Origin of the sequence: Saccharomonospora sp. CUA-673, from assembly GCF_001942305.1 — a bacterium.
Taxonomy (GTDB): Bacteria; Actinomycetota; Actinomycetes; order Mycobacteriales; family Pseudonocardiaceae; genus Prauserella.
In genome coordinates this window covers 11,256-25,275 of record NZ_MKKE01000019.1, presented here as the reverse complement: position 1 = coordinate 25,275, position 14,020 = coordinate 11,256, and the positions used below count along the sequence as shown (strand labels likewise).

The window sequence follows — 14,020 nt, the reverse complement described above, 5'->3', positions numbered from 1 at the left end:
GGCCGGCATGGTGTCGCGTGCTCACATCCACCGTCTGACCGCTCCCGTGGTGCTGCCCGCCGACCCGGCGTGTTCCGTGGTCCGCGACGGCGCGGTCGACATCGACGAGTCCGGACGCATCGTCTACTGCGGACCGGCATCCGCGGCACCCGGCGAGGCCGACCGCACCACGGCGAAGGACGGCATCCTCCTGCCCGGCCTGGTCAACACGCACGCCCACAGTCCGATGGTGCTGATGCGCGGCATGGGCGGCGACCTTCCGCTGCTGCGCTGGCTGCGCGAGGTGATCTTCCCGCTCGAGGCGAAACTCCAGCCGTCCGACGTGCGCGCGGGCATGCTGCTCGGCTCGGTCGAGATGCTCCGCCGCGGCGTGACGACCAGCTCCGAGATGTACTTCCACGCCGAGCAGATGGCCGACGCGGTCCTGACCACGGGTGCCCGCGCCGTCATCGGCGGTCCGATCATCGACCTGCCGGGACTGGACTGGCGCACACTCCTCGCCGCCGCCAATTCGTGGATCGACGCCGACGGACTGCGCTCCGGCCCCGGCGAGCGGATCGAACTGTCGTACGCGGGACATTCGGCCTACATGCTGCCGCCCGAAGCACTCGAGGCGATCGCCGACGAGGCCCGCGGCCGCGGTGCGCTCGTGCAGATCCACGTCGCCGAGACCGCCGACGAGGACGCCGAGCAGCGCGCCGCGCACGGCTCGGTTCCCCGGCTGCTCGACAAGGTCGGCCTGCTCGACGGCAGGCTCATCGCGGCCCACTCGGTGCATCTGTCCGATGAGGACATCGCACTGTTCGCCGCCCGCGGCACCGGTGTGGCGCACTGTCCCGGTTCCAACGCCAAGCTCGCCTCCGGCCAGGCCCGACTGGCCGACCTCCGCGCGGCGACATCCATGTCGGGCTGGGCACCGACGGTCCGGCCAGCAACGACGACCTCGACCTGTGGGAGGAGGTCCAGCTGTCGGCGATGCTGGCCCGACTGTCCACACAGGACGCTACCAGGGTGACCGCGGCGGATGCGCTGCTGCTGGCCACCCGTGGTGGCGCCGAGGCTCTCGGCCGCGATGACATCGGGGCGCTCGAACCCGGCCGGTGGGCCGACGTGGTCCACGTCGACGTCGACGATCCCGCGTTCGCCACCGGACTCGACGTTCCCGATCTGCAGCTGCTCGGCAACCTCGTGTGGGCGGCGGGTTCGCGGCGGGTCAGTGACGTCTGGGTCGCCGGCGAACAGGTCGTCGCCGGCGGCGAATCGTCCCGTGTGGACCGCAGCGAAGCGCAGGCGAACGTCGCCGTAGCGGCCGCTCGCCTGCGCTCCACCTGATCCGGCCCGGCCCCCGAACGCCGGGCCGATTCCCCCGTTACCCCACGGCCCTGCGCGAGGTCGCGTAGGTCGCGGCCGCGAACACCACGGCGATCACCGTGGGGTACACGCCCAGCAGCACGACCGTCGGCGTGTCCGTGAAGAACGAGCCGACCGACGACCACCAGTCCTGCCAGCCCACCACTGCGGTCGCCCCGACCAACACCGCTGCGAACGACAGGATCCATACCCACACGCCGAGCTGGCCCCACCGCTGGAAGACGATTCCCGCCCACAAGCCGCAGAACGAGACGAACAGGAACGGTGCGGCGAAAACCAGAATCTGCGTGAGTGGGTTGGCCGTCTCCATGAACGCCAGGTCGAACATCGCGACGTTGACGCCCCAGCCGCCCGTCGCTCGTTCGAGCAAGCGCATTACCCACAACACGACGCCGTACAACAGCGCCTGCCCGACGACCACCGCTCCCGCCGCGAACACGAAGTCCCGTCGCGTGATGCTCATGCCCAAGGCGAAGGGGAGCGTCTGCGACATCGTCTGGACGTGCACGATCGCGGTCGCGATGTAGATGGAGATCACCGCGCCGGTCATCGCCATCCCGTCCTCCGGCTCCGGGAACGGGACGGCGAGGAACAGCGCCAGGTTCACGGCAAACACGCAGAGCAGGATGAACAGCGGAAGCCCGATCACCATGACCTTGTTGACGAGCTGGATCCGTGCGACGTTCAGGATCCGGTTGCCGACAGTCATCACGCTGCCCCCTTCCCGTTGGCCGCACCGGCCGGTGCGGAGTCGGACATCTGCGCGGTGCGCACGACGAGCTGCTGCAACGAGACCGGTTCGACCTGGAGGCTCGTGGTGTCGCGACCTTCGGGAACGCCGGAGACCAACAGACGCGCGAAGCCGCCGACGTCCTCACGGTGCAGCACCCGGTGACCCTCGGCGAAGCGTTCGACCGCCTTCGTCGGACCGCTGACGGTCACGGCCTGGCTGCGCAGGTTGTCGGACAGGTCGTCCATGACGATCCGGCCGCGGTCGATCACGACGACGTGCTCGATCAGGTCCGCGACCTCGTCGATCAGGTGCGTGGACAGCACGATCGTGCGCGGGTGCTCGGCGTAGTCGGCGATCAGGTGGTCGTAGAACGCCTGCCGGGCGACCGCGTCGAGGCCGAGGTACGGCTCGTCGAACAGCGTGATCGGCGCCCGCGCGGCGAGTCCGATGATCACCCCGACCGCCGACAACTGACCGCGCGACAGCTTCTTCGCACGCGTATTCAACGGCAGCCGGAATTCGTCGACGAGCTGCTCGGCGAATTCGGCGTCCCAGTTCGGGAACACCAGGCTCGCGGCTTTCAGCGCATGCTTGGCGACGAAAACGTCCGGGAATTTCTGCGATTCCTTGATGAAGCACACCTGACGCAACACGTCGCGTTCTCGTACGGGTTCTCACCGTGCACGCGAATCTGGCCCGCAGTGGGCACGTCCTGCCCGGTGATCATGCGCATCACCGTGCTCTTGCCCGCGCCGTTGCGGCCGAGCAGGCCGTGGATGCGGTTCTCGTGCAGGTCGAACGACACGTCCTCGACCGCCGTGGTGCGGCGGTAGCGCCTCGTCACCCCCCGCAGGTCGCCACGCTCATTCTTCGTCCCTCCAGTTTTCGATCATCTTCTTGACGTCGTCGGCGTCCATTTCGAGCCGCTTGGCCTCGGCAAGCAGCGGGGCGATGTAGGTCTCGCCGAAGGCGTCTCGGCGGCGTTGCACGAGCTTGTCCCTCGCGCCGGCGGTGACGAACATTCCGACCCCCCGTTTCTTGTAGAGCAGTCCGTCGGCGACGAGTTTGTTGATGCCGTTCGCCGCGGTGGCCTGGTTGATCCGATGGAACGCCGCGAGCTCGTTCGTCGACGCGCCCTGGTCTCCTCGGGCAGCGAGCCGTCGATGATCGACTCCTCGATCTGCTCCGCGATCTGCTGGAACAGCGGCCGCGTGTCGTCCATCAGCCCCACCATCCCCCGAACCACTGGGGTTCCTTAGTCATGTGGGTAACCATGACACCAGTCGACTAATGGTGTCAACTCGGAACGCGAAAAAACCCCGAGGCAGGCGGAACGTCGCTGCGGGCGGCCGCCACCGTTAGAGTCCGCAGGTGTGGAACCGGTGGTCGCAGCCGCGGCGGAGTTCTCCCAGTACGGGCCGTCGCACTGGCTGGCCGTGGGAGTCTTCGCGGTCGGCGCAACGCTGCTCGTCCACCTGGGCCGCAACCAGCGGACAACGGCGCGGGCGCAACGCTTCAGCCGATTCTTCGCGGCGACGCTCCTCGTCGTCAGCGCGGTGGACCTGGTGTACGACGCGGTGCCTCCGAGCCTCGAACGCTCCGTGCCGCTACACCTGTCCGACCTGGTACCGCTGGTCGCCGCGTACGCCCTGCTCTTCCGGCGCCCGTGGGCCCACGCCCTCGCCTACTACTGGGGCTTGGCACTGAGCACCCAGGCGCTGATCTCACCCGCGTTGACAGGGCCGGACTTCCCGCACCCCAACTACCTGCTGTTCTGGGGCGGCCACCTGCTGGCCGTGCTGGCCGCGATCTACCTCACCTGGGGACTGGGCATGCGCGTCGACTGGCGCAGCTACCGACTCGCGATCGCCGTCACGGTGGGATGGGCGGCCGTGACGATGACCTTCAATACCGTCGCCGGCACCAACTACGGCTTCCTCAACGGGACGTCGGACACGGCGTCGATACTGGACGTGCTCGGCCCGTGGCCTGGTACCTCCTGCCGGTCGCCGCACTGTTGCTCGCGGTGTGGGCACTGATGACCTGGCCGTGGGTACGGCTCCGCGACCGCGACCACGCCACGTGAGACGCCACGAGGCCGGGCCGCGACGCGGATGCCCACGGTGCGAGCGGCGGCCTAGCGGTGGGGGCGGGGGCGGACGGTGATGTCGGTCAGGTGCGCGTCGGGGCTCGCCAGGACCGCGGCGGCGACCGCGCCGGCGACCGACTCGGGACGCAGGTACTTCGCGGGGCTGTACTCGCCACCCTCGGCGGCCACGACGGCCTGCTGCATCTCGGTGTCGGTGCGCCCGGGGTAGACCGACGTGACGCGCAGGCCGTTCGGTTCCTCCTCGGCGCGCAGCACGTCGGCGAACGCGCGGGCGCCGAACTTGCTCGCCGCGTACGGGCCCCAGCCCTCGCGCACGGACAGGCCCTGACCGGAGTTGATCACCACGACATGCCCGTTCGCGGCGCGCAGCGCGGGCAGCAACAGGCGGGTGAGCTCGGCGACGGCGACCACGTTGACCTCGTAGTTCCGCCGCCAGGCGTCGGCGGAGGAGTGCGTGACGTCGGCGAGCTGCGCGACGCCCGCCGAATGGACGAGCACGTCGAGCCGGTCGATGCCGGCCGCCGCGTCGGCCACCGCGGCGTCGTCGGCGAGGTCGACGACCCACGGGCGGGCGTCGGGCAGCTGCGCGGCGAGCGCCTCGAGGGCGGCGCTATCGCGGCCGCCGAGGAGGATGCGGTGTGTGTCGGCAAGTGCGCCGGCGACGGCGGCGCCGATACCGCGCGACGCCCCGGTGACGAGTGCGAGTGGACGATCCATACGCGCCACCGTAATCCCGAGGCATGGTCGCGTTGAGCGCGACCATGGGGCCCTCGGGAGCTACATCGGTTGGGCTGGGTGGGGGTTCACCCGATGGGTGTCAGGCGCCGATTCGGCCGCCGCCGGACTTGTAGGTGGCGACGATGGCCGGGCGGGCGTGGCCGCCGTCGGGCCAGGTCGAGCCGGGCTCGCCGCCCTCGCCCGGGTGCTGCACGGCGACGAGCACGATGTCGTCGCGCACGACCGGGCCGCACGTCTCCGCACCGACGGGAACGGTCAGGAACTGCTTGACCTCACCGCGGTTCGGGCCGTCGACCGGCACCGAGAACAGGCCGTCGTTGGAGCCGAGCGCGTTGCCGTCGGTGGAGATCCACAGGTTGCCGTAGCCGTCGAACGCCAGGTTGTCCGGGCAGGAGATCGGGCTGACCTGGCTCTTGTCGAACCCGCCGAAGTAGGTGTCGGCCGTGGCCGGGTCACCGCAGACGAGCAGCAGACGCCACACGAACGTCGTCTCCGCGCCGTCCTCGTCCCACTCGAGGATGTGGCCGTTCTTGTTGCCGTTGCGCGGGTTCGGCTCGTCGGCACCCGCCTCGCCGGTGGCGCCGCGGTCGTCGTTGTTCGTCAACGCGGCGTAGATGCGGCCGTTGACCGGGTTCGGCTCGATGTCCTCGGGGCGGTCCATCTTCGTGGCGCCCGCCTTGTCGGCGGCCAGGCGCGTGAAGACGTACACCTCCTCGGCCGTGAAGCCGTCCACAAAGGACTTGTCGCCGCTGGCCAGCGGCAGCCACTCGCCGGTGCCGTCGAACTGGCCGTCCGAGGGCAGCGTGCCCGAACCGTCGATCTCCTCGGCGGGGCTGTTGCCCGTGAACTTCGCGACGTACAGGGTGCCGTCGTCGAGCAGCGCCATGTTGTGCCGGCGCGCGTGCGCGCTCTTGCCCGGCTTGTACCTGCCGTTGGAGACGAACTTGTAGATGTAGTCGAACCGCTCGTCGTCACCGGAGTAGACCGCGATGCGGCCGTCGCGGGTGATCTTGACGTTGGCGGCCTCGTGCTTGAACCGGCCGAGCGCGGTGTGCTTGATCGGCTTGGCGTTCGGGTCGTTCGGATCGATCTCGACGACCCAGCCGAACCGGTTCGCCTCGTTCGGCTCCTGGCCGAGGTCCCACCGCTTGTCGAACCGCTCCCACAGCCGCGTGCTCGCGCCGGCCTCGAAGCCGTACCGCTCGAGCCGCTCGGCGGTGGCCGGGTCGGTCACCTTGTCGGCATTGCCGAAGTACTGGTGGAAGTTCTCCTCACCCGACAGCACCGTGCCCCACGGCGTGACGCCGCCCGCGCAGTTGTTCTGCGTGCCGCGCACGATCGTGCCCGTCGGGTCCTCCGACGTCTTGAGCAGGTCGGATCCGGCGACCGGGCCGCGCACCTCGAACTCGGTGTCGAGCGTGATGCGGCGGTTGTACCGGCTCGGCACGACCTTCAGACCACCCTCGCGGGTGCGATCGGCCTGGACGACGGTCAGCCCGTGCGCCGCCCACGCGATGCGCACCTGCTCCTCCGTCGGGTTCTCCTCGTCGTAGGCGCCCTCGGGGAACATCTCCGTCTCGGTGGTGTACTCGTGGTTCACCACCAGGAAGTTGCGCTTGCCCGAACCGTCCTGCGGGATCAGGCCGACGAAGTCGTTGTTGTAGCCGAACTGCTGGGCCTGCTTCTCGGCGGTCTGGTTGTGGAGGTCGAACTCCGGACCACCGGGCAGCACCGGGTCGCCCCAGCGGATGACGACCTGCTGCTCGTAGCCCTCCGGGACGACGACCGCGTCCTTGGTGTTCGGCGCGACCGGCTCGAAGTTCGTGCCCGGGGGCGGCGTCGCGGTGCCCGGGCGACCGGCCGGCCCGCGGGCTGCGCGGCCAGCGCCGGGACCTCGGCCGACGCCGTGCCCGACAGCGCGGCGAAGCCCGCCGCCGTCGCGGCCAGCACGCCACCGGCGCGCAGTGCACCGCGCCGCGACACGACATCCCGCACGACGTCGCCGAAGTACTCGTTGTCGGACGTGTTCGGAGCGGGGTGGGAACACTGATTGCCGCACCGGTACTCACACGTCACCGGCGAGCGGCCGGAACGATGGGTGGTCAGCAGCGGGAGCAGTCGCTTGGCGGACACACGGCCTCCAGTCACTCAGTCAGGGGAACGCTGGTGACTCTACGTTCGGCATCCGAGTCGGAATGGTCGAAAAGGTAAACGACGAGCGAACGAGATTCGACGTCGAACACGGAAGCGAACCAATATTTCGTCGGTAAATAGACGAAAAGAGCAAATCGGACCACGAGAGCGCGTCGTGTCCATGACTGCGCGGATGTCCACCATGTACGTACCGGCTACGGGGACGTAGGTTCGGGGGATGCGAGCTGTCGTTTTCGATATGGACGGAGTGCTCGTCGACTCCGAGCAACTCTGGGACGAGGTGCGCCGCGACCTGGTCGCCGAGCACGGCGGGACCTGGACCGACGAGGCGACCCGCGCGTTGCAGGGGATGAGCACCCCGGAATGGGCCGAGTACCTGGTCAACGAACTGGGCACGCAGCTCGCCCCGGAGGAGGCCGCCGCGCGGGTGATCGACGAGATGCGCATGCGGTACGCCGACGGGCCGCCGATCCTGCCGGGCGCGGAGGACACCCTGCGCACGGTGTCGGAGAACCTGCCGACGGCGATCGCCAGTTCGGCACCGCCGGTGCTGATCGACTCCCTGCTGACCGCGACCGGGCTGACCGACCGGATCCGCGTGGCCGTGTCGAGCGAGCAGGTGGCCGCCGGGAAACCGGCACCCGACGTCTATGTCGAGGCCGCCTCGCAGCTGGGCGTACCGGCCGGCGAGTGCGCCGCCGTCGAGGACTCGACCAACGGACTGCGGTCCGCGCTCGCGGCGGGCATGACCGTGTACGCGATCCCGAATCCGCACTTCCCGCCCGACCCGGACGTGGTCGCGCGGACCCATCAGGTGCTCGGGGCGATCGGCGACCTACCCGCGGCGCTCGGCATCTGACAACACGGCGACGCAGGACGCCAACACGGCGACGTGGGGTGCTGACACGGCGACGTGGGATGCTGACACGGCGACTCAGGGGTGGGCACCTGGTGGCGCCCACCCCTGTTCGTCACTCGTCCGAGGTGCCTTCGATGAACTTCTCGACGGCGTCGCGGGCGGTGGAGTCGTCGTACTGCACCGGCGGCGACTTCATGAAGTACGAGGACGCCGACAGGATCGGACCACCGATACCGCGATCCTTGGCGATCTTCGCGGCGCGCAGCGCGTCGATGATGATGCCCGCCGAGTTCGGCGAGTCCCACACCTCGAGCTTGTACTCGAGGTTCAGCGGCACGTCACCGAACGCGCGACCCTCGAGGCGCACGTAGGCCCACTTGCGGTCGGACAGCCACGCGACGTGGTCCGACGGACCGACATGCACGTTGGACTTGCCCATGTCGCGCTCGACCTGCGACGTCACGGCCTGGGTCTTGGAGATCTTCTTCGACTCCAGGCGCTCGGACTCCTTCATGTTGAGGAAGTCCATGTTGCCGCCGACGTTCAGCTGCATCGTGCGGTCGAGCTGCACGCCGCGGTCCTCGAACAGCTTCGCCAGCACGCGGTGCGTGATCGTGGCGCCGACCTGCGACTTGATGTCGTCGCCGACGATCGGCACGCCGGCCCGCTCGAACTTCTCGGCCCACTCGGGGTCGGAGGCGATGAACACCGGGATGGCGTTGACGAACGCGACCCCCGCGTCGATCGCGGCCTGCGCGTAGAAGCGCGTCGCCTCGGTCGAGCCCACCGGCAGGTAGGACACGAGCACGTCGACGTCGGCGGCCTTGAGTGCCGCGGCCACGTCGACGGCCTGCTCGTCGGACTCCTCGATGGTCTCCTTGTAGTACTTGCCCAGACCGTCGAGCGTCTGCCCACGCTGCACCGTGACGCCCAGCGGCGGCACGTCGCACAGCTTGATGGTGTTGTTCTCGCTCGCGAGAATCGCCTCGGACAGGTCCTGGCCGACCTTCTTCGCGTCGACGTCGAACGCGGCGACGAAGTCGACGTCACTGATGTGGTAATCGCCGAACTGGACGTGCATCAAGCCGGGAACGCGCGCACCCCGGTCGGCCTCGCGGTAGTAGTGCACACCCTGAACCAGCGAGGCCGCACAGTTGCCAACGCCCACGATGGCCACCCTCACGCGGCGGTTCTCGCCCATGCCGGTATCTCCCTTTACTCGTGTTCCGTAAAACCTGGTTCACGCCGAGGCGCGGTCGATTCGGACCGGTGTTGCTCGGCCTGTTCATGCGCGATGAGCTCGTTGAGCCAGCGCACCTCCCGCTCGCTGGTCTCGAGCCCCAGCTCGTGCAGCTCACGGGTGTAGCGGTCGATCTTCTCCTCGGCCCTGGCCAACGCTGCCCGAAGACCTTCCCGACGTTCCTCGACCCGCCTGCGCCTGCCCTCCAGAATCCGCATGCGGACATCTGCGGGCGTGCGCGAGAAGAACGTCAGGTGGACGCCGAAACCCTCGTCGTCCCACGTCTGCGGCCCCGCGTCGGCGAGCAGTTCGTCGAACCGCTCCTTGCCCTCCGCTGTGAGCTTGTACACGCGTTTCGACTTGCTCGCCCTGCGGTTCCACGACGTCGTGGGGTCGGCCGCATCGGCCACGTCCTCGGCGATCCAGCCGGCCCGCTGCATCCGGCGCAGGGTCGGGTACAGCGATCCGTAGCTGAACGTGCGGAACATACCCAGCGACTCGTGGAGTCGTTTCCGCAGGACATAACCGTGCATGGGGTGCTCGTGCAGCAGCCCGAGAATCGCGAACTCCAGCACACGTGCACCCCCTTACCGGGAACGAATCGGCGTCGACCGGCGTTTCCGCCTGTCGGGTGATGCCCGGGACATCGTGCGCCGAGCGTCACCCATGACCATGCAATGTACCGACCCACTATATCGCGCCGATACATCGGAGTGGTGGAGCTAACCGTGAGGATACCCCCACGGAGGGCAAACTTCACCGGACCGTTATCGACGTCGACGGCGTGTCGCGTCGCACCGGTCGACGATCCCGCAGAACGGGACGTGGCCTTCCGCCGCGGACCACGTACTCTGTTGAGGTGCAGAACCAGCGGCAAGTCGTCGACTACGCGCTCCGGCGCCGTGCGCTGCTGGCCGAGTTCCGCTCGGGACGGGCCAGCGTCATGGACGTCTGCGACGCCACCCCGCAGTTGCTGCAGGCTGCCAAGTTCCACGGCACGCCTGCCGGTGACGCCTGCCCGGTGTGCGGCAAGCACACGTTGGGGCAGGTCAGCTGGGTGTACGGCGACGAGCTGCAGCACGTTGCGGGTTCGGCGAGGAAGCGGAGGAACTCGAGCGCATGGCCGCGCGATTCAGCGAGTTCACCGTGTACGTGGTGGAGGTCTGCACGGCGTGCGCGTGGAACCACCTGGTGCTCTCGTACGTCCTGGGAACGGCCGACTCGCCGGAGACGGCACCGCGCACTACGCGGACCACACGGAGGACTGCGGGACAGTGACATCTGATGCACTCGAGGCAGTAACGACGTGAGTGCCGCGACCATGTGGCGGGGCCTGCGACAGGTCCACGCCATGCACACGAGAGGGTTGGGTCCGCAGAACGGCGTCCCCCGACGCGCCATTCTGGGAGGGTCTTAGGTGAACGACCAGGGAAATCACGGTTGGCCGGAGCAGGAGCCCGGGCCCCCGCAGCGGCCGCAATGGCCCTCCGGTGGTGACGCTCCGCAATGGCCCGGTGACAGCGGCGACGAACCGCCGAGACCTCCGCGTCCGCCGCGGCAGGCACCCGGCGGCGACCATCGGCAGCCGCCTCCTCCGCCCCGTGGGGATGCCGGCCGACCCGATCAGCCACCCCAGCCTTCCCGCCGTCCCGATCAGCCCCCGCAGCAGCCGCCCCGGCAGGCGGGCGGCCCGCCGCGCCAGCAACCCGGCCAGCCCGGTCCGCCCGGCCAGCCGCCTCAGCACGGCCAGCCGCCGCGGCGTCCTCAGCAGCCGGGCCCCCAGGCGGGGCCCGGTCAGAACCCGCCTCCTCCCGGCGCGTCCGGGCGGCGAACGCCGCCCGCAGAACCCCCAGCAGCCGCCGCGTGATCCGCAGGGTCGTCCCGTTCCGCCGGGCGGTCCGCAGGATCCGACGCAGGCTCGGCGCCAGCCGCCCCGCCGTCCCGAGGACCGCAGACCCGAGGACCGCCGCCCCGAGGGTGGGCGGCCGGATGGTCCGGACCGCGCGGCCGGTGGCGCGGCGGCAGGCGCGGCCGGTGGCCGTGGTCGTCCCGCGGACGGGCGTGGGCAGCCGCCCCGCCGCCCTGAGGACCGCCGTCCGGAGGGTGGCCGTGGCGAGGGCACGCAGCAGCGCCGCGGACTCGGCGGCGCCGCCGCGGCGGGCGCGCGGGTGCGGGCGCGGCCGGTGCGGCCGGGTACGCGGCGAGCCGCGGCGGTCAGCCGCCGGAGCCGCGCGAACCCGAGCTGATCACGCATCAGGACATGAGCGGCACCGGTCGCGGGTACGACCCGTACGACGACCGCTACGACTCCGACCCGTACGGCACCGGCGCGTACGGGTACGACGACGACGGCTTCACCGGCGGCGACCCGAGCGCCCCGGACGGGCTCACCGCGGTCGCCGCGGCCGACGGCCGCGACGATCCGAACGACGACTCCGAACCGGCCGACGGCGGCTCGAAGGGCAAGGCGGCTCTGCTGACCCCCGCGCAACGCAAGAAGCGCCGGTGGCGCATGGTGCGCCGTTCGCTGTACGCCTGCGTGGGCGTGTTCATCGTGCTGCCGGCGCTGGCGTTCGTCATCACATACTTCTTCGTCGACGTGCCGACGCCGGAGGAAGTGGCGGCGAGCCAGGACAAGGTCGTCAGCTACTACTACGCCTCCGGCGACAAGATGGCCGAGGACGCGCCCCAGGACGGGCGCCGGGTGATCCTCAAGCCCGAGGACGTCCCGCCGGTGATGCGGTACGCGGCCTACGCGGCCGAGGACTCCACGTTCGAGAGCAACTCGGGCTTCGACATCAGCGGTATCGCGCGCGCCGCGTGGAACCAGGTGCGCGGCGGCGTCGGCGGTGGTTCGACCATCAGCCAGCAGTACGTGAAGGTCGCCACCGAGAACGACGACTACTCGTACCTGCGCAAGTGGACCGAGATCGTCCGCTCGTTCAAGATGAACAACGAGCAGTCGAAGAGCGAGATCATCACCGGGTACCTGAACACCATCTACTTCGGACGCGGTGCCTACGGTGTCGAGACCGCCGCGCAGGCCTACTACGGCAAGAGCGCCAAGGACCTGAACGCCTCCGAGGCTGCGCTGCTGGCCGGCATGATCCAGCAGCCGGGCCGCAGCGAGGACGAGCAGGTGCGCCAGCAGCGCTGGGGGTACGTGGCCGACCAGATGGTGGCCAACGGCTGGGTGAGCCAGGCCGAGCGCGACGGCATGGAGCTGCCCCGGCTGATCCCCGAGAACGAGTCGCGGCCGGATGCGCTCGACGGTCCGGACGCGTTCGTGAAGAACCGGGTGATGGCCGAGCTGGCCGCGAAGGGCTATTCGCAGGACGCGATCCAGACCGGCGGCTACAAGATCACCACGACGATCGACAAGCGCGCGCAGGAGGCCGCGAAGCAGGCCGTCAACGACATCATGGAGGGCGAACCGGGGAACCTGCGCAAGTCGCTGGTGGCGGTCGACCCGAAGAGCGGTTCGGTGCGGGCCTACTACGGCGGTCCGAACGAACCGGGTGTCGACGAGATGGACTGGGGCAACGTGCAGCGCAACCCCGGTTCGGCGTTCAAGCCGTTCGACTTCACGGCCCTGTTGCAGCAGGGCAAGGGCGGGCTGTACTCGACGTACGACGGGACGTCGCCGCGCGAGTTCAACGGCATCACCATCGGCAACGCCGAGGGCACCGACTGCGGAACGGAATGCACCATCGAGGACGCGATGGCCCGTTCGATCAACACGGTGTTCTACGACATGGTCACCAACGACACCGGGCCGCGGGCGGTGAAGGAGGCCGCGATGGCCGCCGGCATCCCCGAGAAGCACGGCGACCAGCAGACGATGGCCAGCCTCGACGGCAACATCTCCATCGGCGGTGGTGACACGCTGGTGACGCCGACGGACATGGCCGGCGCGTACGCGACGTACGCGGCGGACGGCATCCAGCGGGACACGCACTTCGTGGCGAAGCTGGAGACCTCCGACGGCGAGGTGCTGTTCGACGAGACGACCCCGGCGGCGAAGAAGGGCGAGCCCGCCTTCGACCCGGACGAGGAGCAGAACCAGACGATCACGCGGAACGTCACGGCCTCGATGGAGGGCGTGCTGCCGGAGGCCGACCTGTCCTGCCCGGGTGCGCACGAGTGCGCCGGCAAGACCGGTACGCACCAGTACGTGCAGGGCGGCAGCGAGGACGTCGCGGACGCCGATCCGACGCAGAAGGACAACGCGCAGGCGTGGATGGTCGGCTACTCGCGGCACATCTCGGCCGCGGCGTGGGTCGGCACGGGCACGGGTGAGCCGATCCGCAACGCCGCCGGCGGCATGATCTACGGCAGCGGGCTGCCGGCCGAGATCTGGCAGGAGTTCATGGCGAACTACCTCGAACCGTTGGATCCGGAGCCGTTCCCGCCGCTCGAGGAGGTCATGGGTCCGCAGGAGACCGTCGTGGACGACGCCCCGGCGACGACCGAGGAGACGACGGAGGAGACGACGACCGAGGAGACCACCACGGAGTCCTCGCCGCCGTCGACGACCCGGCCGCCGCCCTCGCCGTCGGAGCCGTCGTCGCCGCCCTCGTCCCCGTCGGAGGACGACGACGAGGACGAGTCGGAGGACCCGGGCGGCCCGATCTGGGGCCGACCGACCGATGATCCGAACGACAACGGCGGTGCGTGAGGTGCGCTTGTAGCATCCGGTGCGTGTCCGGCGATACCTCTTCTCCGTCCTCGCGTGCCCACACCGAGGAGACCGCGGAGAGACGGGTATCGCCGGACACCGCAGCGGAGGACACCGCCCCGGGCACGGGTCCGGAC

8 protein-coding genes and 5 pseudogenes are annotated in these 14,020 nt (G+C 69.6%); 6 read left to right on the top strand and 7 right to left on the bottom strand.

What is annotated here, in order from left to right; translation table 11 throughout:
* The first annotated feature begins 7 nt into the window (after positions 1–7).
* Positions 8–1,332, top strand: a pseudogene (locus BJF85_RS10470) (amidohydrolase family protein).
* A 37-nt stretch (positions 1,333–1,369) separates the two neighbouring features.
* On the opposite strand, the gene BJF85_RS10465 reads toward BJF85_RS10470, so the two are convergent.
* The 3 genes and pseudogenes from BJF85_RS10465 to BJF85_RS10455 form a co-directional block, all read right to left on the bottom strand.
* Positions 1,370–2,080 carry a hypothetical protein gene (locus BJF85_RS10465; protein WP_075846936.1) on the bottom strand — a complete coding sequence of 237 codons (711 nt, stop codon included), beginning with the start codon at positions 2,078–2,080 and terminating at the stop codon, positions 1,370–1,372.
* Positions 2,080–2,957 (bottom strand): annotated as a pseudogene (locus BJF85_RS10460) (ABC transporter ATP-binding protein). Before BJF85_RS10460 ends, BJF85_RS10465 begins: the two are co-directional and overlap by 1 nt.
* Before the next feature lie 10 nt (positions 2,958–2,967).
* Positions 2,968–3,326 (bottom strand): annotated as a pseudogene (locus BJF85_RS10455) (GntR family transcriptional regulator).
* 160 nt (positions 3,327–3,486) lie between these two features.
* Between BJF85_RS10455 and BJF85_RS10450 the strand changes: the two are divergent.
* Positions 3,487–4,143 (top strand): TIGR02206 family membrane protein, encoded by a 657-nt coding sequence (locus BJF85_RS10450; protein WP_369822141.1) that lies wholly within the window; start codon positions 3,487–3,489, stop codon positions 4,141–4,143.
* A gap of 98 nt (positions 4,144–4,241) precedes the next feature.
* Here BJF85_RS10450 and BJF85_RS10445 read toward each other — a convergent pair whose 3' ends face one another.
* A complete protein-coding gene (locus tag BJF85_RS10445; RefSeq protein ID WP_075846934.1) occupies positions 4,242–4,931 on the bottom strand; it encodes an SDR family oxidoreductase in 690 nt (229 codons plus the stop codon).
* Between the two features lie 100 nt (positions 4,932–5,031).
* Positions 5,032–7,085: pseudogene (locus BJF85_RS10440) on the bottom strand (PhoX family phosphatase).
* Between the two features lie 238 nt (positions 7,086–7,323).
* On the opposite strand from BJF85_RS10440, the gene BJF85_RS10435 reads away from it, so the two are divergent.
* Positions 7,324–7,965, top strand: a complete 642-nt coding sequence (locus tag BJF85_RS10435) for an HAD family phosphatase (protein ID WP_075846932.1) — start codon at positions 7,324–7,326, stop codon at positions 7,963–7,965.
* 112 nt (positions 7,966–8,077) lie between these two features.
* Here the strand turns inward: BJF85_RS10435 and BJF85_RS10430 are convergent, their stop codons facing one another.
* Both BJF85_RS10430 and BJF85_RS10425 read right to left on the bottom strand, forming a co-directional pair.
* Positions 8,078–9,166, bottom strand: a complete 1,089-nt coding sequence (locus tag BJF85_RS10430) for an inositol-3-phosphate synthase (protein WP_075846930.1) — start codon at positions 9,164–9,166, stop codon at positions 8,078–8,080.
* Between the two features lie 14 nt (positions 9,167–9,180).
* Positions 9,181–9,780 carry a PadR family transcriptional regulator gene (locus BJF85_RS10425; RefSeq protein WP_075846928.1) on the bottom strand — a complete coding sequence of 200 codons (600 nt, stop codon included), beginning with the start codon at positions 9,778–9,780 and terminating at the stop codon, positions 9,181–9,183.
* A 284-nt stretch (positions 9,781–10,064) separates the two neighbouring features.
* On the opposite strand from BJF85_RS10425, the pseudogene BJF85_RS10420 reads away from it, so the two are divergent.
* The 3 genes and pseudogenes from BJF85_RS10420 (at position 10,065) to BJF85_RS10415 (ending at position 13,883) form a co-directional block, all read left to right on the top strand.
* A pseudogene (locus BJF85_RS10420) lies at positions 10,065–10,483 on the top strand (DUF5318 family protein).
* A 236-nt stretch (positions 10,484–10,719) separates the two neighbouring features.
* Entirely contained in the window at positions 10,720–11,451 is a 732-nt protein-coding gene (locus BJF85_RS27250) for a hypothetical protein (protein ID WP_139320570.1), read from the top strand.
* Between the two features lie 14 nt (positions 11,452–11,465).
* Positions 11,466–13,883 (top strand): transglycosylase domain-containing protein, encoded by a 2,418-nt coding sequence (locus tag BJF85_RS10415; protein WP_083666212.1) that lies wholly within the window; start codon positions 11,466–11,468, stop codon positions 13,881–13,883.
* The last annotated feature ends 137 nt before the right edge of the window (positions 13,884–14,020 follow it).

Bases quoted from the DNA above. Each gene is read 5' to 3' on its own strand.
- BJF85_RS10430 (WP_075846930.1), bottom strand. From the start codon at position 9,166: ATGGGCGAGAACCGCCGCGTGAGGGTGGCCATCGTGGGCGTTGGCAAC.
- BJF85_RS10435 (WP_075846932.1), top strand. From the start codon at position 7,324: ATGCGAGCTGTCGTTTTCGATATGGACGGAGTGCTCGTCGACTCCGAG.
- BJF85_RS10445 (WP_075846934.1), bottom strand. From the start codon at position 4,931: ATGGATCGTCCACTCGCACTCGTCACCGGGGCGTCGCGCGGTATCGGC.
- BJF85_RS10465 (WP_075846936.1), bottom strand. From the start codon at position 2,080: ATGACTGTCGGCAACCGGATCCTGAACGTCGCACGGATCCAGCTCGTC.
- BJF85_RS10415 (WP_083666212.1), top strand. From the start codon at position 11,466: ATGAGCGGCACCGGTCGCGGGTACGACCCGTACGACGACCGCTACGAC.